The 17868-nt window shown below is 69.8% G+C and carries 17 protein-coding genes; 4 read left to right on the forward strand and 13 right to left on the reverse strand.

The genetic code is table 11. The features are described from left to right. The first annotated feature begins 421 nt into the window (after positions 1–421). From ACOJUJ_RS01295 to ACOJUJ_RS01305, 3 genes are all read left to right on the forward strand, one after another. Positions 422–1219 (forward strand): 3'(2'),5'-bisphosphate nucleotidase CysQ, encoded by a 798-nt coding sequence (locus ACOJUJ_RS01295; protein ID WP_420125029.1) that lies wholly within the window; start codon positions 422–424, stop codon positions 1217–1219. A gap of 375 nt (positions 1220–1594) precedes the next feature. Beyond that, positions 1595–2401: a hypothetical protein gene (locus ACOJUJ_RS01300; protein ID WP_420125030.1), complete on the forward strand. Its 807-nt coding sequence runs from the start codon at positions 1595–1597 to the stop codon at positions 2399–2401. Between the two features lie 508 nt (positions 2402–2909). Beyond that, positions 2910–3140: a hypothetical protein gene (locus tag ACOJUJ_RS01305; protein ID WP_420125031.1), complete on the forward strand. Its 231-nt coding sequence runs from the start codon at positions 2910–2912 to the stop codon at positions 3138–3140. 78 nt (positions 3141–3218) lie between these two features. Here the strand turns inward: ACOJUJ_RS01305 and ACOJUJ_RS01310 are convergent, their stop codons facing one another. The 13 genes from ACOJUJ_RS01310 to ACOJUJ_RS01370 form a co-directional block, all read right to left on the reverse strand. Continuing rightward, on the reverse strand, positions 3219–4067 hold the full coding sequence (locus ACOJUJ_RS01310; RefSeq protein WP_420125032.1) for a hypothetical protein: 849 nt from the start codon (positions 4065–4067) through the stop codon (positions 3219–3221). 192 nt (positions 4068–4259) lie between these two features. Then, the gene (locus ACOJUJ_RS01315) at positions 4260–6059 is read right to left on the reverse strand and encodes a TIR domain-containing protein (RefSeq protein ID WP_420125033.1); all 1800 of its coding nucleotides are present in this window, start codon (positions 6057–6059) and stop codon (positions 4260–4262) included. 139 nt (positions 6060–6198) lie between these two features. Then, positions 6199–6840 carry a vWA domain-containing protein gene (locus tag ACOJUJ_RS01320; protein WP_420125034.1) on the reverse strand — a complete coding sequence of 214 codons (642 nt, stop codon included), beginning with the start codon at positions 6838–6840 and terminating at the stop codon, positions 6199–6201. A 106-nt stretch (positions 6841–6946) separates the two neighbouring features. Beyond that, positions 6947–8395, reverse strand: a complete 1449-nt coding sequence (locus tag ACOJUJ_RS01325; RefSeq protein WP_420125035.1) for an amidohydrolase family protein — start codon at positions 8393–8395, stop codon at positions 6947–6949. Positions 8396–8426: 31 nt separating this feature from the next. Beyond that, positions 8427–8942 (reverse strand): GNAT family N-acetyltransferase, encoded by a 516-nt coding sequence (locus tag ACOJUJ_RS01330; RefSeq protein WP_420125036.1) that lies wholly within the window; start codon positions 8940–8942, stop codon positions 8427–8429. Further along, positions 8939–9751 carry a hypothetical protein gene (locus tag ACOJUJ_RS01335; RefSeq protein ID WP_420125037.1) on the reverse strand — a complete coding sequence of 271 codons (813 nt, stop codon included), beginning with the start codon at positions 9749–9751 and terminating at the stop codon, positions 8939–8941. Before ACOJUJ_RS01335 ends, ACOJUJ_RS01330 begins: the two co-directional genes overlap by 4 nt. A gap of 59 nt (positions 9752–9810) precedes the next feature. Continuing rightward, positions 9811–10647, reverse strand: coding sequence for a hypothetical protein (locus ACOJUJ_RS01340; protein ID WP_420125038.1), 837 nt, complete (start codon positions 10645–10647; stop codon positions 9811–9813). 131 nt (positions 10648–10778) lie between these two features. Further along, positions 10779–12260: an aldehyde dehydrogenase family protein gene (locus ACOJUJ_RS01345; RefSeq protein WP_420125039.1), complete on the reverse strand. Its 1482-nt coding sequence runs from the start codon at positions 12258–12260 to the stop codon at positions 10779–10781. Between the two features lie 70 nt (positions 12261–12330). Continuing rightward, positions 12331–12927, reverse strand: a complete 597-nt coding sequence (locus tag ACOJUJ_RS01350; RefSeq protein ID WP_420125040.1) for a hypothetical protein — start codon at positions 12925–12927, stop codon at positions 12331–12333. Between the two features lie 7 nt (positions 12928–12934). After that, positions 12935–13276, reverse strand: coding sequence for a hypothetical protein (locus ACOJUJ_RS01355; protein WP_420125041.1), 342 nt, complete (start codon positions 13274–13276; stop codon positions 12935–12937). Between the two features lie 505 nt (positions 13277–13781). Next, positions 13782–14231: a hypothetical protein gene (locus ACOJUJ_RS01360; RefSeq protein WP_420125042.1), complete on the reverse strand. Its 450-nt coding sequence runs from the start codon at positions 14229–14231 to the stop codon at positions 13782–13784. A 239-nt stretch (positions 14232–14470) separates the two neighbouring features. After that, positions 14471–16309, reverse strand: coding sequence for an ABC transporter ATP-binding protein (locus tag ACOJUJ_RS01365; protein WP_420125043.1), 1839 nt, complete (start codon positions 16307–16309; stop codon positions 14471–14473). After that, entirely contained in the window at positions 16306–17472 is a 1167-nt protein-coding gene (locus ACOJUJ_RS01370; protein ID WP_420125044.1) for a nucleotidyltransferase family protein, read from the reverse strand. Before ACOJUJ_RS01370 ends, ACOJUJ_RS01365 begins: the two co-directional genes overlap by 4 nt. Positions 17473–17667: 195 nt before the next feature. Here ACOJUJ_RS01370 and ACOJUJ_RS01375 point away from each other — a divergent pair, with 195 nt between their 5' ends. After that, positions 17668–17814, forward strand: coding sequence for a lasso RiPP family leader peptide-containing protein (locus tag ACOJUJ_RS01375; protein WP_420125045.1), 147 nt, complete (start codon positions 17668–17670; stop codon positions 17812–17814). Positions 17815–17868: the final 54 nt, after the last annotated feature.

Below are 17868 nucleotides of genomic sequence, written 5' to 3' on the forward strand. Positions count from 1 at the left end.
TGTGCTGGTGTGAGGGTGTGATGGTGTGATGGTGTGATGGTGTGATGGTGTGATGGTGTGATGGTGTGATGGTGTGATGGTGTGATGGTGTGATGGTGTGATGGTGTGATGGTGTGATGGTGTGATGGGCCCGCGACCCGCCGGAGTGCGGAGAGAACCGGCGGCCCGCGTGTCCGCGAAGGCGGACAGTGTGAGGTTGTTGCCGCGATTTCAATCGCTCTTCCGAAGCCAGGGACACGCGTGGGCCACGCGGTGAACCCTCCACGCGCATCGCACCGTGAGTTACCGCGAATCCACCATTCCGCGAAGGCGGAATTCGTGTAGTTGTTGCCGCGAATTTATTCGCCCTCGCGGTTTTTCTCATCCATCGAATCTCAATCCCGTGCGCCGGCGTTCGTCCGGCGCGTGGCAGGCAGGCTGAGTGAGCAACCCCTATCAGGCAGATCTGGAACTGGCGGTCCGCGCCGCACGCGCCGCGGGTGAGTCCATCATGCGCGCGTTTCGCGTGGAGCAGGAGGTGCGCTTCAAGTCCGCCGACCAGCCGGTGACCGAGGCGGACCTGGCGGCCGACCGCATCCTGCACCGCATCCTTCTGGGCGAGCGACCGGACTACGGCTGGCTTTCGGAGGAGACGGCGGACTCGCCGGAGCGGCTGAAGCGCCAGCGGCTGTGGGTGGTGGATCCCATCGACGGCACCAACAGCTTCGTGGCGGGGCGGCCGGAGTTCGCCGTCTGCGTGGGGCTGGTGGACGGCGGCCGCGCGGTCGCCGGCGTCGTCCACAACCCCGTCACCGGCGAGATGTTCAGCGCGGTAGAGGGTGGCGGCGCCTTTTGCGACGGCGAGCCGATCCGCGTGTCGGAGGTGGATGCGGACGGGACGCCGCGCATCGTGGCGTCGCGGTGGGAGATGAAGCGCGGCGAGTTCGACGCGTTCCACGGCGCGTGGAGCGTGGAGCCGCTGGGGAGCACGGCGTACAAGATGTGCCGCGTGGCGCAGGGCGGGGCTGAGGCGTTCGTTTCGCGCGGGCCCAAGGCCGAGTGGGACGTGGCCGCCGCCGTGGTCATCGTGCAGGAGGCCGGCGGCCGGGCGACGCTGCTGGACGGCAGCGCCGCGCGCTTCAACCAGCCCGAGCCCACCTGGCGCGGCATCGCCGCCAGCAACGGCCGCGTCCACGACGAGCTTCTGCGGCTGTCCCACGCCCCGCACCCGTCATCCTGAAGGACGCCGCCGTGCGTCCTTGCCCTCGCGGGACGTACGGCGCGACCGCGGAGACCCGCGGGCAAATCCGTGAGGCGGAATCCCTGCCGACCGCGCGCCCCTCGTCACGGGAGAGAAGGTCCTTCGATCGCGCACACGCTTATCTGTGATCGAAGGATCTCACGATCGACGCACCACCAAGGCTGGCGGCGCCGCGCTCTCGTTGCCGTGAACGCCACGACGTGAGTGTGCGGCATCTCTCCTTTCTGGAACAAAAACACCACGAATCTGGTTACACGCGGCCGCGGAGCACCGCGCGGCCGCTCGCCGTGCGCCGCCGGTCCGAATCGTCCCTTCCCTAGCCCCACGGATATCACCCTTCAGCTCCCTTCGCCCATGTCCCCTTCCGAAGGCAGGCCCAGGAAAAGGAGGCGCTGGCTGCGCGGCATCCTCTGGTTCTTTGGCGGCGCCGCCACGCTCATCGGCCTGATCGTCTCCTTTGTCCTGGCGACCGAGGCCGCCGCCCGCAAACGGGAGATCCAGGAGCGCAGGCCCGGCAGGGTGGTGGCCAAGGAGTGGAGCCGTGAAATCGTGCTGCTGGAGCGGCGGTGGCGCGAGGACGAAGGATGGGAGGTCCCCGACAGCGGGGAGGTGGTGCGCAGCGAGCGGCGGATCCGCGATACCGTGCGCGTGCAGGTGGGCACCGAGACGGTCATGCAGGAAAAGGCCAGCCGCAACTACCGCATCAGCGGGCGTCGGCTTCGGCGGGGCGAAACCACGTACGACACGGTGGCCGGCGAGGTCGCCGTGTACCGCACGGACACCACCTACGCTCCCTGGTACGTGTACCGTGTGGCGGAGTGGGTGCCCGCCGACACGCTTCTCGAGACGGCTCGCACGGACACGGGCACCTGGCGGGCCCCCGTGTGGCCCAGCATTCCGGCCGCCGCGCGGTCGCGGCCGGTGTACTCCCGCATCGACCAGTACGCCGTCATCGTCGAGGTGGAAGGGCATACCGGCACGTTCCCCGGCTGGATGCGCCAGCCCGCGTGGGAGGGCTACACGGTCGGGCAGAAGGTTGCCTGGGGGGGCGGGGTGATGCACCCGGACAGCCTGGCGGCGTGCCTGCGATGGCACCAGGGCCGCGGCGAACCGCCTCCCGATTCGCTGGGCTGCTCGCCACGCCGCGCGCCGGCCCGGTGAGATCCAATCCGTATGTGACTTGGTCCCGTACAGCATCCGGAAACGACCCAGGTGATTTTCCCGGAACGATGGTGCCACACCTGCCCACACGATCCGTCATCCTGAGGGAGGCGCCGCGTCGCATCTTGCTTGTACGAAATGGTGTGGCGCCGACCGAAGGACCTTGCCAGCAGAACCCAGAGGCTGGATTTGTAGCGCAGAAAGTGCCCCTCGCGAGCGAGCGGAGGTGCGGTGTCATCCTGAGCCTGAGGGAGCGCACGCCCGTAGCTTTCCTGGCCACGAAGCATGCGCGACTGAAGGATCTTGATCGGGTCGCGCGAGATCCAGCCTTGCCGGGAGCCGTTCCAGGTCCGCCGGTCAGGCAGGCGAGGTCCTGCGGCCGGTGCCAATCTTCAGGGTACAAGCAGGTTACGCGCGGTGCCTCCCGCAGAAAGTCAACGCTTCTGGACGGATCGGCTCCACTTCGTACGAATCCTTTCTCCTTCCCCTCAGCGATACGAGTTTGGCGATGTTGTTCGAGATCATCGACGGATTTACCACCGGGCTGATTGCGGCGAACGGAAAGTACTGGAGCTGGCGCACGGCCATGTGGATTTTCGTGGCCGCGGTGTGCCTGTACGGCGGATGGCAGGCGCTTCAGCCTGGCCTGACGCCCGGGCAGCGCTTCGTCCGCTTTGGCGTGCCCGTAATCCTGGTCGCGATCGCCTTCCTGGTGCCGATGCCTCGCAAGCGCGCCTGACGAGACGGGTTGACGATCGACGGGCCGCCCCCCCCGCGGAGGCGGCCCTTCTCCCATCGACCGTGCGTGCGACGTTCCTCAGCCGTCACTGATGACGCGGGTGATGGCGGCTTTCTCCGCCTCGAGCCTTTCCTGCCGTACCTGCGCCGAGAAGCCTGCGGCGGCCCTTGCCTCCGTCGCCAGCTCGTTGGCGCGGTTCATCTCGTCCTGGCTCTGCCAGCTCAGCATGTCTCCCCCGGCGGGGCGCACCCGCGGGTCCACGCGCACCCAGTGGCGGTGGATCTCCAGCAGCGCGTTCAGCTGCCGCGCATCGTCGCGCGCCTGGCCGCCAAAGTCGGGCGGAAAGAGCTCGCGGATCTCGCCTGCGGGGATCCCCGACTCCCGCGCCAGCACTGCCGTGCGCTCCTCTACCCACGCGGCCGACTCTTTTTCGATTTCCGCGATCGCCGCGACGCGGCCTTCCAGGTACTTGCCCACCTGGGGGTAGTCGCGCGCGTTCGCCTGGTAGTGCGCCGTCTCCATGGTCGCGGGTACGGTGTGCCGGGTAACGCCGTGCCGCGTCATGATCTGCCGCTCCCACGCCCAGCGGTCCACCAGCATGCGGCTGATCACCCACACCCGCTTGGCCCGGTCGGTGGTCGGCAGCGGCCTTGCGGTGGTGTCGAGGGACGGCGCGTTGGGCAGGGTGTCCTGCATCATCCCGAACACCGTGCGGACGTGCGGCGTTTCCCGCGCCATCTCGGCCTGTTCCGTCTTGCGCCGTCCGCTCTCCGCGGAGCCGCGGACGAACGCGACCACGACCAGCCCCAGCACTCCCAGGATGACCGCCCATCCGACGAGGTTCCCCAGGGTTGCCCACCAGGGCCGCTTCGCCGGAGGCGGACGGGGCGGCGGCGGGCGGTACACCGCGGCGGGAACGGGCCCCATCGCGGCCCCGCAATTGGGGCACGCCTGGGAACCGGCGCGAACGGCGGCGCCGCACGCGCGGCAGGAAGTCAGGGCCATGATCGAGAGGTGTGCAAGTCGTGGGGCCGACAAGCGCCGGCGATGGTGAGGCAATGCGGAAACGATCGAAGGCGGTGAACCTTCAACGCCGGCCCGTTACGCCAAGGCCAGCCATCACGCCGTGCCCGGCTGGCGCAGTGCCCGCTCCAGTTCCAGGGCAAGCTCCACGAACTTCTGCTCCCGCTCTCCGCGGGGAAGCTGGTCGATGGGCCTCCGCGGATCGTTGACGGCCTGGAGCTTTTGCAGCCAGGGCGTTTCCGAGTATCGACACGCGCTTACGATCAGTGGCAGGATCAGGGTCCCGTGCTGCTCGGCCTTCACCAGCAGCTTGGGCAGCTCCACCTCGTGTACAAAGTCCGACGCCAGGAAGTCCGCGCTCACCAGCATCAGAGCGGCTCCCGCCGTGTCGATCGCCTGCTCGATCTGCTCGCGCCAGTCGGAGCCGGCGCTGATCCGGCTGTCGTCCCACACGTCCAGGTCGTATTCCCGGGCGAGCGGCTTCAGGTGCACGCGGATGCGTTCGATCCACCGCCGGTCCTTGCGGCTGTAGCTGATGAAGACGCGGAGCGGGCTGGACCGTGGCGGTGGGGCGACGGGCTTCGGAGGCGTGGATTGGACGCGCACCAGCGCCCTCGCTGAATACGTTTCCCCGCCACGAGCCACCGCCGTGAGCGTGTACGAGCCGTTCGCGAGGGGAAAGACCTCGCGGCTCCCCGTCTCGCCCACCTCCCCGATCCCGCGGTCGATGCTGACCCGGTGCGCTCCCGTCACTTCCCAGACAAGGCGCACGGGGTGTCCCTCCGCGACCGCATCGGGCTCCACCTGAAAGCGAAGGATCTCCAGCGGCGCGTGCGCATGGCGCAGGTCCGTGATCCACTGGTACGGCACGGGTCGCCGCGCGGGCTCCGCCCCGCCCCCGTTCACCGCGTCCGACATCCGCTGAAAGATCCGGGCGGGAAGCTGCGCCAGCAGGGTCACATAGGTGGCGTGGTTCCTCTCGAGCCCGGGCGCGAAGAGCGGGTCCGCGGGATCGTAGGCCGGCCATTGGAAGCGGGTCAGATAGTCGCGGATGCTCCTGCCGCTGGAGCGCTGCAGGAAGAAGAATGGCCCGCAGAGAAAGAGCAGGTAGTGGATGCCCACCGTGAGCGCCCAGTCTTCGGTGTAGCGGTCCACACGCACCACGGTGGGGCTGCCGAATTGGGCCAGGATCTGGTCCACGAGTTCCGGCGCCATCCACTCCCCGTCCGTCCTCCTGCCAAAAACGGTGGGCACCTCGTCCGGCGCGTCCGTCGCCGCCCCGCTGTCGAAGTCGATGAGGGCCACGTGGCACTCCCCGACGTTAATGAACAGCCTGGGCGGGTTGATGGCGCCATGGATGTACGACAGCCTGCGGAGCGCCTGTATCCCGTCCGCCAGCTCTTCCGCCAGCAAGAGCCTGTCTTGCAGCGAGAGCTCCTCCACGTACCGCAACCGCGGCTCGGGATCGACGTCCGGGTCCAGCACTGTCGAGAGCGGAACATAGCCCGCGGTATCCAGCCGGTCCGCGGAATAGCCGAACACCGTCTGGCCACCCATCTGACCGCTAAAACTGAACTGCGGAAGCGCGCGCAGGGCGGGATGGGTCTGGATGAGGGGCTGGCCCGAAGCCGCCCGGTCTTGATTGTCGTCCAGGATCCTGTGCTGCAGCTTCCGGATGGTTTCAAAGCCCTGGCGCGCGCTGTCCAGCCCGTTGTCCCGCAGCACCTTGACGATTTGCGGCGAGGTTGGCGGCGCGCCGTTCACCGCCACCAGGTCGTACACGTCGCCGAACGCACCGCCGTCGAACCCCGCCTCCCGCAGTTCCAGCGTTTGAACGTTTCCGTACTCCGGCAAGAACCCCGAGCTCAAGCTGCTGATCGCGGTGATGCGGAGCATCAGGGATGCTCCCGGGCTTCGGCAGCCTCACCGGTTTCCATGATCAAGTCCGCGCGCAGGGCGTCACCGTCCAGAGGGTGGACACGGGGTCTGAGGCGTGTGCCGCGCCATGCCATCCGGCCGGCCGAGCGTGCTATAGTCATACCGATAAATTGACTCCAGCCGAGACGGACGCGAGAAAGAATTTGCGCAGGGTCTCGGCGTCGTAGATGGTTTTGAACCCTATCCCAGGGTTGCTGGCCAGGGCGCGTAGATGGTCCTGTGCCGCCGGCTCAAGTGCTCCAACCTCGGCGAAGTACGTGCTGCAGATGGTGATTCTCGGGTTGTTCCGGATCTCATCAGCGAGGCGCATGGAGCCGGTGGGATCGAAATCCAGGCCGTCGGACAGTACCACGATGACCACGCTGGCCGGAAGATCATCCGGTGCGGTGCGCAGAAATCCCTCCGCGATCTGCTGCGCCTCCCGTAGCCCTGCGCCGATGTTGGTGCCGCCGCCGTGGCCGCGCATGGGATCGTAATCGGCGTTGTCGTCGACATCCGCGACGGGAGTCACCGGTGTGTGGACGCGGGCCTGACCGTCGAAGGTAATGACGGCGAAGTAGAAGTTCCGCATGTGGCGTGAGACGCTCATCCTTGTGAGCATCTCACGCACGGCGGCGCTGACGGCCTGCGCTTTCGAGATCTTTCCTGGCGTGGAGCCAGCCATGGACCCGCTCCCGTCGAGTACAAGGATGCCGAGCTGGCTGAAGGTCTGCGGGGTGTGGATGACCCCTATGTCCATCCTGCGTGCTGGATCACCCATGCTCGTGGTGTAAGCCGACTCATGATGATTGCTTCACGCGGATCGCGACATCGAAGCGAAAGCTGCCTGCATGGCGCCGTCCCGGTCACTCCGGCTGGCGCGCGGGCGGAGCGACGGCGGCGCGGGCGGCTTCGTCCTGCGCCAGGCGCAGCAGGCGCTCGCGCTCGGCCGCGTCGATCAGGCGGCCGCCATGGACGACAGCGAAGATGCGCATGGTATTGCGGATGTCTGCCAGCGGATCGGCGTCCAGCAGCAGCAGGTCCGCCACCTTCCCGGCCGCGACGGTGCCCATGGAATCCGCGGCTTCCAGGTAGCGCGCCGGGTTCAGCGTCGCCGCCTGCAGCGCCTGCAGCGGCGTGAGCCCCGCCTCCACCAGCAGCGCCAGCTCGTCGTGCAGCCCGGAGCCGGCGAACACGTACGCCTCGTCGCTGGCGTCCGTCCCCGCCAGAATGCCCACGCCGGCCGCCTGCGCCATTGCCACCATCCGCGCGGATGCCGCGTTGATCCGCTGCTCGATCCGCGCCTCTTCGCCCCTGCGCCGCCCGCTCTCCCACCGCCGCGCCAGGTTGGGCGGAACAAAGCGGATGCGTGGGTCTGCCGCTAGCTCGTCCGTGGGGCTCATGCCGCGGTGCACGGTGAGCGTGGGGGTGAACCAGGTTCCGTGGGCGGCCATCCGGCGCAGCAGCGGCGCGCACTCCGCGGCGCCGGGGCCGGCCTGCAGGGCGCCCAGCAGCCGGTCCAGCGCGGGCTGAACGGAATCCGCCGGCGCACCCGGCGCGCGGGCGGCAAGGTAGCGCTGCTGCAGCGCCGCGCCGCCGGGGACGCAGAGAAGGTACAGGTCGTCGTTCAGGTGCTCGATGCTGCGCTGCCCCGCGTCGATGGCCTCCATGGCCGTCACCGACACCGGGATGTGGCCGGCGAAGGGGATGCCGCGCTCCCGCGCCCGCCGCGCGATGGAGAAGTAGGCGTCGCGCGGCAGACGGGCGTACACCTTCAGAAAGTCGAAGCCCAGCGCGGCCATGGTGTCCACCGCCGCCACCGCCGCGGCGGAGTCCGCGACACCGTAGCCGTGCCGCCAGGCGGGCGGGCTGCCGTCCAGCATGGGGCTGGAGAACACGATCCGCGGCGCGCCAGAGCCTGGCTGGCGCGCCCGCCCGCGCCAGTACTGCAGCGAGTCCAGGTAGCTCCCCATCTCACGCACGCCGGTCACGCCGTACGCCAGGAACTGCGGCCAGAAGTGCGCCGCCCGCCCCTCGCGCGAGGTGTGCACGTGCATGTCCCACAACCCGGGGATGGCGTAGCGTCCGGTGGCGTCCACGGTCCGCGCGCCGCTGGGGATGCGGGCCTCGCGCGAGGGGCCCGTCCAGGCGATGCGGCTGTCGCGGATCAGGACCGTCTGGTCCGCGCGCAGGCCGCCGCTCTCCACGTCGACGATGGTGACGTGCGTCAGCGCGAGATCCTGCGCGCCGGCGTTCGCCGGGGCCAGCGCGGCGGTCGCGAGGCAGAGGGCAAGCAGGGCGGGGAAGCGCTTCATGTGCGTCCTCGAAACGGTGGGATGATGTGGATCATCGTGCTTCTTCCGCCAATCGCGCCAGTTCGGGGCCGGTGAGGCGAAAGACCGTCCAGTCGTCCATCGGCTGCGCGCCCAGGGAGCGGTAGAAGCGAATGGCGGGCTCGTTCCAGTCCAGCACCCACCACTCCAGCCGGCCGCAATTCCGCTCCTTCGCCAGCCGCGCCAAATGGGCCAGCAGCGCGCGCCCGGCGCCGCGCCCGCGCGCCTCGGGGCGCACGTACAGGTCTTCCAGGTACAGGCCGGGCTGCGCGAGGAACGTCGAGTAGTTGTGGAAGAAAAGCGCGAAGCCGATCGCCTCGCTCCCATCCTCCGCGATCACCACCTCCGCCGCCGGGCGCACGCCGAACAGCGTGTCGCGCAGCCGCTCCTCCGTCGCCACCACCTCGTGCAGCAGCCGTTCGTACTCCGCCAGCTCGCGGATAAAGCGGAAGATCAGCGGCACGTCCGCCTCCGCCGCGGGGCGCACGCGGGGAGCGTGCACGGGCGCCGCGTCTGCATCCACCGTCATTGCATGGTAAAGCCGGCTTCGGGGATCGCTACGCCGTTCACGGTGCAGGCGACGCGGTAGGTGCCGGGACGCCAGTGGCCCGGGTCCGCCGTCCCGAACCCCGTGGAGAGCCCCGAGCTGGCGTTGCCCCGGCGCACCTCGGCGGGCCACTCCAGGAGAAACGACGCCCCCAGCTCCACGTTCACAAAGTTGCACGCCACGGGGAGCGTGCCGTCCGCCAGGGCGATGGGGTGGGACAGGTCGATCTGCACGTTCACGTAGCGCGTGGAATCCACCCGGAAGGCCGTGGCGTAGCGGCGCTGGGGGCGCGGCATGGGCCCGCCGTCGCTTTCAAAGAACGTGACCGACTGCACGAAGGCGTGAATGCCGGGGATGATGCCCGGCACCACGGCCGGTTCCGCCGGGGCGCCCGGCGGGGCCAGGGTGTATTCCATCGTCTCCCCGCCCCCCTCCCGCCACAGGAAGATGCGGTCGCCGATGTGGCGGACGGCAAAGGTGTCCACCGCCATCCGCCCGCGGTTGTCCATGTCCGTGCGCGGCAGCAGGAGCAGGTGGCCCTCCGTGCGGTACGATCCCATGCTCTGCAGCGTGGCGCCCTCCGCGGTGCGCAGGTGGTCGTGCAGGCCGCCGGCGACCAGCCGCAGGTGGCCGGTCGCGGCTTCACGGCGCACGTTGCCGTCGGCGTCACGGCGCGTGAGCCAGCGGTACTCCCAGTTCCCCATCGGCACCTCGTACGCGCCCGCGGCGGGCTGCGCGGCGGCGTCCGTGGCACCGAACAGGACGAGGAGAAGGGCGAGGATGCGCGTCATCAGATCGTGGGCGGACGGTGCGATTTGAAAAGTGGGGGAGAGGCGGGCTTCCGGCGCCATCAGGTGACCTGGAAGGTGCCTTCCATCATCTGCACGCCGTCGATGGCGCAGTTGACGCGATAGGTGTCGGCGTGAAAGAAGCCGCCGCCGTTGCTCCCCAGGCCGTACACCTGGTACGCGGAGGTGCTTCCGGCGCGGTACGGCATCGTCCAGCTTACGCGGTCGATCTCCGTTCCGGCGGAGTCGTGCATGGCGCACTCGACGGTGACCTCGCCGGCGGCGGGCGCGGTGGGCCACTCCACCTGCAGCTGCGCCCAGATCCAGCGGCTGGTAGCCGCGGGAAACGACGTCGCGAACCGTCGCTGGGCCCGGGGGGGCGCCGTGTCGGTGCCGTGCTCGAAGTAGCGGATCTCCACCACGTGGCCGTACAGCGAGGGGATCAGGTCCGGGGCCGGGGCGCGCTGCACCGGCGCGCCCACGGGGGCCAGCTCGTACTCCAGCTTGCCCTCGCCGTGCAGGTTCTGCCACAGGAACAGCCGGTCGCCGGGGTGCCGGACGATGAAGGTGTCCCGCTGCAGCGTCATGGCGCTGACCACGTCGCCGCCGCTGCCATCGACGTTGTTGATGTACAGCATGTTTCCGCGCGCGTTGAAGGCGCCGCTCTGGTGCGACCACTCCAGCCCCGGCGTCTGCCGCTGGTGCGCGAACCGCCCGTTGGCGTGCAGACGAAGGTAGCCGCGGATCGCCGTCCGCTCGATGGTGCCGTCCGGCCGCACCAGCGTGCGCCAGCGGTACTCGTAGTTGCCCGTGGGAATGGTGAAGGCGCCAGAAAGGGTCTGCGCCGCGGCGTCGGTGCCGCACAGAAGGGCGATGAGAAGGGTGAGGATGCGCGTCATCGGGAGTCGGCGGATGGGAGGCGGGCGATGGGAGGACAGGCGGGGAAGGGAAAGGTGCCGCGCGGCGGCCCGATCCGCCAGACCCCGCGGCGGGAGGGATGGCCCTCGTCGCCGCTGCTACGCGCGGACACTCACCATCGTTCCATCCACCGTGACATCAGGGTCGCGATGCGGCGCATGCGCGGGCCGTACGGCGGATAGTAGAGCGGCGCCAGGCTCCACCGCCCGGTGTGCAGCACCGCGCGCTCGTGGCTGAAGGCGCGGAACCCGGCGATCCCGTGGTAGCTCCCCTGGCCGCTTTCCCCCACGCCGCCAAAGGGCAGGTCCGGGTTGGCCAGGTGGCAGATGACGTGGTTGACGATCGTCCCGCCGGCCGTCGTGCCGCGCAGCACGCGCTCCGTGGTCCGCGCGTCGCGGCTGAACAGGTAGAGCGCCAGCGGTTTGGGGCGCGCGTTGACGAACGCCAGCGCCTCGTCCGTGGAGGCCACCGTGAGCACGGGAAGGATGGGGCCGAAGATCTCTTCGCGCATCACCGGCGCGTCGGGCCGCACGGTGGAGAGCACCGTGGGCGCGATAAAGCGCTCCTCCGCGTCCGTATCGCCCCCCGCCTCCACCCGCGCGCCCCCGGCGATCGTCTCCCGCAGCGCGTACGCCAGCCGCTCGAACGCGCGGCGGTCCACGAGGCGCGCGAAGTCCCGGCTCATCCGCGCCGCCTCGCCGCTGCCGTAAAAGCGGGCGACGGTGTTGCGCGCGGCGGCCAGAAAGGCGGGCGCGTCCGCCTGGTGCACCAGCACGTAGTCGGGGGCCACGCACGTCTGCCCCGCGTTCACCATCTTTCCCCAGACAATGCGCTCCGCCGCCTGCGCCACGTTGGCGGAGCGGTCCACGATCGCGGGTGATTTGCCGCCCAGCTCCAGCGTAACGGTGGCCAGGTGCTCCGCCGCCGCGTGCATCACCTTGCGGCCCACGGCGGTGCTGCCGGTAAAGAAAAAGTGGTCGAAAGGCATCTCCAGCAGCGCGTCCGCCGTCGCGATCCCGCCCCCCACCAGCGCCACCTCGTCCTCCGCAAATGCGTCGGTGACAATGCGGGCCATGGCGGCGGAGGTGGCGGGCACCTTTTCCGACGGGCGCACAATGGCCACGTTCCCCGCCGCCACGGCGGCCACCAGCGGGCCGAACAGGAGTTGAAAGGGGTAGTTCCACGGCGCCAGGATCAGCACCTGGCCGCGCGGCTCGTGGCGCACGCGGCCGGCGGTCCCGGCCAGCAGCGGCGGCGTGGGGACGCGGCGGGGACGCATCCACCCCCGCAGGTGCTTGATGGCGTGCGCGATCTCGCCGAGCACGATCTGGATCTCGGTGATCTCGAACTCCGCCTCGCCCTTGCGAAAGTCCGCCCACACGCCGTCGTACAGCGCCTGCCGGTGTGCCAGAATCGCCGTCCGCAGCCGCCGCAGCCGCGCGATGCGCTCCGCCGCCCCCGACTGCGCCACGCGCCACCGCGCCCCGCGCTGCAGCTCGAACACCCGCCGCGCGCGGGCGGTCTGCTCCGCGTCGTCGTCGGTTTCCGCCGCGCGGGGCGAGAGCATGGGATCGGTGAGGACGAGATCCGTCATGGAGTGGCCGTAGGGATGAGGGGACCCGGCAGCCCGTGGGGAGCCGGACCGCGTCGGCGTGCCGATTGACTTAGACGCTCGCCGCCATCTCGGCAAGCGTTTCCCTGCGCTCCCTTCCCTCGGCGCTGTCCAGGTCCTCGGCGGCGGCGATGATCGCACCCTTCACCATGTCCGTCTTGGAGCGCACGCCCGCGTTGCGCGCCGATTCCCAGGCCCGGGCAAGCACCGGCTGCTGTACCTTTACGGACAGCCGCTCATCCGCCGTGCCCCGAGCCAGCTCCCCGGCCGCCAGCTCGCGGACGTGCCGCGCCAGCGCATCGCTCTCCCCCAGCGCATGCAGGTAGTAGCGCAGGATGACGCCGCGGAACTCGCTGTCGTTGCGCCCGTAATGGGTCGCCACCACCGCCAGCACGTCCTCCAAGTGCCGGGGGATTCGCGCCTCGAGCGGCGCCTCGGCCGCCTTGCGGGCCTCGTTGAGCCTGGGCGACGACTGGTGCGGAACGGCCACCGTGCGGTCGCACACCGAGCACACCGCCACCAGCACCCCGGGGACGTCTACCCGCGGCGTTTGCAGCGGGTAGGTGCGGTACTCGAAGAGGGTTTCCACCAGCCCGCAGTCCTCGCAGATCGCGCGAGAGCGATCGCCGGCTCGCCAGAACTTCTTCATGTGCCAGTCACTCCTCGCTACGGTGAACGCTGATGAAGATCGCGGGCTCAAGGTCAGGCGTAGCATTGAGAAAGTAGACCTTGATGTACCACCGTGTCCCGCCGAGCACCGGCTTGAACGTGTGAACCGGGATCGAGGGTTCGCGGTGGTGCGCGGTTTGGCAGTACTGGTCCGGCGATCCGCGGCACCTGTGCAGCAGGGCGACCACCTCTTCGGGAGCAACCTCGCCGGTGTCGAGCAGGTTTTTGCCTTCGCGAACCGCCCGCTCCTCGAAAAGGATGTACGCGGGCCCAGCCCGCAGCGCGGCGATGGCTTTGGACCTGGCCACCTTGAACCCCAGCTTGCGCATCGCAATGTACGAAATTCAGCGTACACGGTCAACCCCCCGCTGAACTGTTCATGCGGGGGCGCGGATGTGCGCAGAGTAAACGGGGAGTGCCGGCTTCGGCAAGGGTGGCGTGTGAGCCGTAAGTGGCCAGTGTGCAACGAGATGCGCCAACCGAAAATTTCGCGGCTGGCGCATTGGGAGCGATGTGTGCGGTCGCGTGAGCCGTTCCATCCTACCCGGAGCGTGCCCTCGTCTCGCGGAAGCGCCGAACGCCTTCGCGATACGCTGGAGCACGGAGGTGGCGCGTTGGGATCTGTGCGGCTGCCGTAAGCGGAGGACGGCCGATGTTTTGGGCTGCGGTGCATCGCCCCGCGCCTTCGACTGCGCCACGCGCCACCACGCGCCGCGCCGCAACTCGAACACCCGCCGCGCGCGTGCAGCCTGCTCCGCATGGTCGCTGGTCTGCGCCGCGTGTGCGGGTCCTGGCCGCCTTGTCAGCAGGCTGGACATCGGGGGTCAGGCCGTTTCAGGAGAGACCACGGTCTTCCTCGCCCTTTTCCACGGGCCACTCGCTGCGGACGGTGCCCACGTGCACGATGCCGCGGTCGTCCGTCAGCTCCACCTGGCACACCAGCGGCAGCATCACCCGGGGAAGGGCCGGCGAACGGAGGCGGGACAGGTCGGAGCGCACGGACAGGGTTGCCTCGCGCAGCTGTTCCGGGCGAACGCCGTGTTCGCGCAGCTTTCCGGGAAGCCACGCGGCATGCATGTCCAGGCTGGCCCGCACCAGCGGCACCACCAGCGCCGCGGGCTCCGCGGCGCCCGTCAGCAGGTCCACGCGCAGTTCCGGCTCGCCCGACGCGGCGGCGGCGCGGGCCAGGTGGTCCATCACGTAGTCGTCGGCCACGTAGTTCGTCAAACTGACGAACGCATGCCCAAAGTCGTGCGCGACGCCCTTGATGACTTTGTACTTCATGCTAATCAGCGGGAGCCTGGCGGATGGAAGAGCGGCGACGCGCTCCGTCATCGTCCTCACCGTTCAGCAGACTTCGCGTCGCAAGCACAGAGGCAACGGCACGAGAAAACTCCGTTCACTCCGTTGACTCCGTGTGAGACCCGTCTTTTCCCGAATCAGCCGTTTAGCAGAGGAAACGCCACGTAAAACTCTGCTGACTCTGGTCACTCTGCGTGAGGCCTTCTTCGGCTTGCAAAGCGTCAGCCCACCTCGGCCGCATTCGCCGCGGGCTCCGGCCCAGAAAGGTCGCCTTCGCCCGCCTGGCTGGCCCACAGGCGGCGAAAACGGCCGCCGGGGCGCGCGACCAGCTCGTCGAAGGAGCCCGACTCCACCAGCCGCCCCGCCTCCATCACGTGCACCACGTCGGCGTCGCGCACGCTGGGGAGGCGGTGGGTAATCATCAGGATGGTAACGCTGCCGTGCAGCGCGCCGATGGCGTCGCGGATGCGCCGCTCGTTCTCGCCGTCCAGCGCGCTGGTGGCCTCGTCCAGGATGAGCAGGGCGGGGCGGCGCAGCAGCGCGCGGGCCAGGGCCAGCCGCTGCCGCTCGCCCCCGGACAGGCGCACGCCGCGGTCGCCCACCTCCGTGGCCAGTCCCCGCGGCAGCGCGCGCACGAACTCGTCCGCCGCCGCCAGCCGCAGCGCCTCCCACACCTCCGCCTCCGTGGCTTCCGGGCGCGCCCACACCAGGTTGGCCAGCACCGTGTCGTTGAACAGCAGCGTGTCCTGGTCCACGTACCCGATCCCCGCGCGCCACGCCCGCAGCCACGACTCGTCCAACGTGCGGCCGTCCACCTGGATGCGCCCCGTGCTCGGCGAAACCAGCCCCATCACCAGGTCCGCCACCGTCGTCTTGCCGGCGCCGGACGGGCCCACGATGGCGGTCGTGCGCCGTGCCTGGATCTCCAGCGTCAGCCCCTCCACCACGTTGGTGCGCGCCTCGCCGTACGAGAACCACACGTCCTCGAAGCGCAGGGCGCGCGACAGCTCCACCGGCCGTGCCTGGTCCGCCGAGAGCGCCTCGTGCTCCGCCTCCAGCGCGCGGGTGTGTGCGTCCAGACCTTCCCAGGCGGGCAGGTCGTGCGAGAGCTGCTGGTAGACGGTCTGCACGCTGGACAGGCGCGGGACCAGGCGGTAGAAGAGAAAGATGAGCAGCAGCACCGTGGCGCCGCTGACATCCAGCACCTCCAGCGCCAGCCAGGCCACGATGGCCAGCATCACCACCGTCCCCGCCATGAACGCCGCCCGCGAATCCGCCAGGGCGCGCCAGGCACGGTAGTGCACCACGCCCGAGCGCTCCGCCGCGGCAGCGAAGATGGCGGCGTTGCGCTCTTCGGCGCCGTAGCTCTTGACCACCTTGAGCGCGCCCAGGTGCTCGGTGGCCGCGTTCAGCACCTCCGCGCGCGCATCGCTGAGCCCCTTGCCCATCAGCCGCGACGTCACGCGAAACCGCCGCTGGGTCAGCAGCAGCACCCCTCCGCACGCCATGGCCACGCCGGTGAGCACCGGCGACACCCGGATGGCCAGAGCCATGTAGCCCAGGGAAAGGAGCGCGTGCACCAGCAGGGTAAGCAGCAGGTACGCCGCGCTCCCCACCCGGTCGGCCTCGCTGGTGAGCGCGTTGAGCAGCTCCGAGCCGCGGGTGCGCGCCATGGGCAGCCAGCGGGCGCGGGCGATGGCGCGGTACAGCCGCACGCGCGCCTGTACCGCCGTGTCCAGGTACACGCGGTTGCCCACCAGGGTGGCCGTGCGCTGCAGCATCGCCACCCCCACCGCGACGAAGACGAACACCGCCAGCACCGCCCCCAGCGTGGGCCGCACGTTCACCGCGGCAAAGGCGCGGTCCACCGCGCGCGGCAGCGCCCCGGCCGAGCCGCCCAGCGAGCCCACGCCGGCCAGCGCCAGCAGCCGCGTCAGCAGCAGCACCCCCGCCGCCTCGCCGCTGGTTACGGCCAGGGTAAGCACCATCGCCAGGGTAAAGCGGCGCGGCATCATCCGCGCGATCTCGCGCCCAAAGCGCACGGCCACCCGCGCCGTCACGCGCCCCTCCGCACCCCATAGCGCAGCGCCAGCCGCAGCGGCCGCACCGCGCGGTACAGCGGCGACAGCGCGTCCGGCAGTGGCACCCACGCCCAGTCCTCCGGCGACGGCGTGAACAGCCAGCGCGCGGCGTACCGGGCGCGGTCCGCCGCCCCGTCGCGCACGCGATAGTTGAAGCGCAGGTTGGCCGCCGTGTCGTGCTCGTCCGCCTCCGCGCTGAACCAGAGCGCGCGCGCCTCGGCCGCCAGGGCGGGGAGGCCGGGATCTTCAGCGATGGTTGGTTCGATGGAGGGCGGCAGCGGCAGCCCCAGCGCGTCGCGCGCCAGCAGCAGCGCCAGCAGCGTGGCCCGCCGCGCGCCGAAGGCATGCGCGCGGATCACCGCCTGCTCCATGTCCAGCCTGTGAAAGGCCAGCGCGGCCGCCGCGGCCAGCCACTCCAGCCGCGACCAGCGGTGCTTGGCGCCGTGCAGGCAGAGCGCGATGAACAGGTCTTCGTCATCCAGCGCCGGGACCGTTCCCCCGCCGATCGGCACCGGCTGGGCGCGCGCCAGGAGCTCCGCCGTAGGGAGGACGGCGCAGAAGCGGGCGGACGAGACGTGGCAGTGAAGCTCCACCAGCGCGGCGGTGTGGGGATGATGATACGGATAGTCGCCGTCCGTGCGGCGAAAGACGGCGTCCTGCGCCGGCGAAAAGCGATGTGCGGAGACGTATCCGAACCCCTCCAGCACGCGCGCGGCGGCGGGGACGTGGTCCGGCGCGACCAGAAGGTCCAGGTCCGCGTACATCCGGAGCGCCAGGTGGCCGTACGCGCGCACCGCCAGCGCCGGCCCCTTGTACGCGGCCGCACGAACCCCGGCCTGCTCCAGCGCCCCGATCAGCCGCCGCAACTCCGCCGAACGCGTCAGCGCCTGGTGCCCGTTGGCCACGTACTCCGTGTGCAGCGTCGATCGGACGGCATCCGGCACCTCCGTCCGCGCGGCGAGAAAGCGGTGCGCGTGCGGCAGGAGCCGGTTGCGCGCCGCCAGGGCCAGGAACGCATCCCAATCCACTGCTTCCACCGCCGCTTCGACGTTCGCGATGATTCCCACGGCCCTCCGTGCGACGGCCAGCAGCAGGGCGTGCTCCGGATGTGCGGATCGTGGCGGGGAAGGAATCTTCGTCATCCGCGTCCGCCGCGGCGGCGGAACGGGCGGCGCCGCCCGCGCGGCGAAGCCGTTGGGCCGTAAACGCTTCCGTACATCGTTCGGTAAGGTCGCGAGACTTGCCATCCGGGCGTTTTGGCTGCACCATTCAGGTGCGGACACCGTCCAGGAGATTCGCGCCCGGCCCTGTCCACCACGGTCCACGTACAGTGAGAGATGATGGGATCCACGAACCCGGAACGCCGCTCATACGTCCCTCCGCGCCTGGTGGTCTATGGCCGGCTGGAAGAGCTTACGCTGACCATCAACAACAACATGAACAAGAACGATCCGGTGCAGGGCGGCAACAACCTCAAGACCTGATCTGCGGGTACGCGTCCCGCTCCGTTCATCTGCCGCCCCAAATCGTTGCCGCAC

Origin of the sequence: Longimicrobium sp., from assembly GCF_048594345.1 — a bacterium.
Classification (GTDB): domain Bacteria; phylum Gemmatimonadota; class Gemmatimonadetes; order Longimicrobiales; family Longimicrobiaceae; genus Longimicrobium.

Excerpts from the sequence above, each read along its gene's own strand:
- ACOJUJ_RS01300 (WP_420125030.1), top strand. The coding sequence starts at position 1,595 with ATGTCCCCTTCCGAAGGCAGGCCCAGGAAAAGGAGGCGCTGGCTGCGC.
- ACOJUJ_RS01305 (WP_420125031.1), top strand. The coding sequence starts at position 2,910 with ATGTTGTTCGAGATCATCGACGGATTTACCACCGGGCTGATTGCGGCG.
- ACOJUJ_RS01310 (WP_420125032.1), bottom strand. The coding sequence starts at position 4,067 with ATGGGGCCCGTTCCCGCCGCGGTGTACCGCCCGCCGCCGCCCCGTCCG.
- ACOJUJ_RS01315 (WP_420125033.1), bottom strand. The coding sequence starts at position 6,059 with ATGCTCCGCATCACCGCGATCAGCAGCTTGAGCTCGGGGTTCTTGCCG.
- ACOJUJ_RS01320 (WP_420125034.1), bottom strand. The coding sequence starts at position 6,840 with ATGGACATAGGGGTCATCCACACCCCGCAGACCTTCAGCCAGCTCGGC.
- ACOJUJ_RS01325 (WP_420125035.1), bottom strand. The coding sequence starts at position 8,395 with ATGAAGCGCTTCCCCGCCCTGCTTGCCCTCTGCCTCGCGACCGCCGCG.
- ACOJUJ_RS01330 (WP_420125036.1), bottom strand. The coding sequence starts at position 8,942 with ATGACGGTGGATGCAGACGCGGCGCCCGTGCACGCTCCCCGCGTGCGC.
- ACOJUJ_RS01335 (WP_420125037.1), bottom strand. The coding sequence starts at position 9,751 with ATGACGCGCATCCTCGCCCTTCTCCTCGTCCTGTTCGGTGCCACGGAC.
- ACOJUJ_RS01340 (WP_420125038.1), bottom strand. The coding sequence starts at position 10,647 with ATGACGCGCATCCTCACCCTTCTCATCGCCCTTCTGTGCGGCACCGAC.
- ACOJUJ_RS01345 (WP_420125039.1), bottom strand. The coding sequence starts at position 12,260 with ATGACGGATCTCGTCCTCACCGATCCCATGCTCTCGCCCCGCGCGGCG.
- ACOJUJ_RS01350 (WP_420125040.1), bottom strand. The coding sequence starts at position 12,927 with ATGAAGAAGTTCTGGCGAGCCGGCGATCGCTCTCGCGCGATCTGCGAG.
- ACOJUJ_RS01355 (WP_420125041.1), bottom strand. The coding sequence starts at position 13,276 with ATGCGCAAGCTGGGGTTCAAGGTGGCCAGGTCCAAAGCCATCGCCGCG.
- ACOJUJ_RS01360 (WP_420125042.1), bottom strand. The coding sequence starts at position 14,231 with ATGAAGTACAAAGTCATCAAGGGCGTCGCGCACGACTTTGGGCATGCG.
- ACOJUJ_RS01370 (WP_420125044.1), bottom strand. The coding sequence starts at position 17,472 with ATGACGAAGATTCCTTCCCCGCCACGATCCGCACATCCGGAGCACGCC.
- ACOJUJ_RS01375 (WP_420125045.1), top strand. The coding sequence starts at position 17,668 with ATGATGGGATCCACGAACCCGGAACGCCGCTCATACGTCCCTCCGCGC.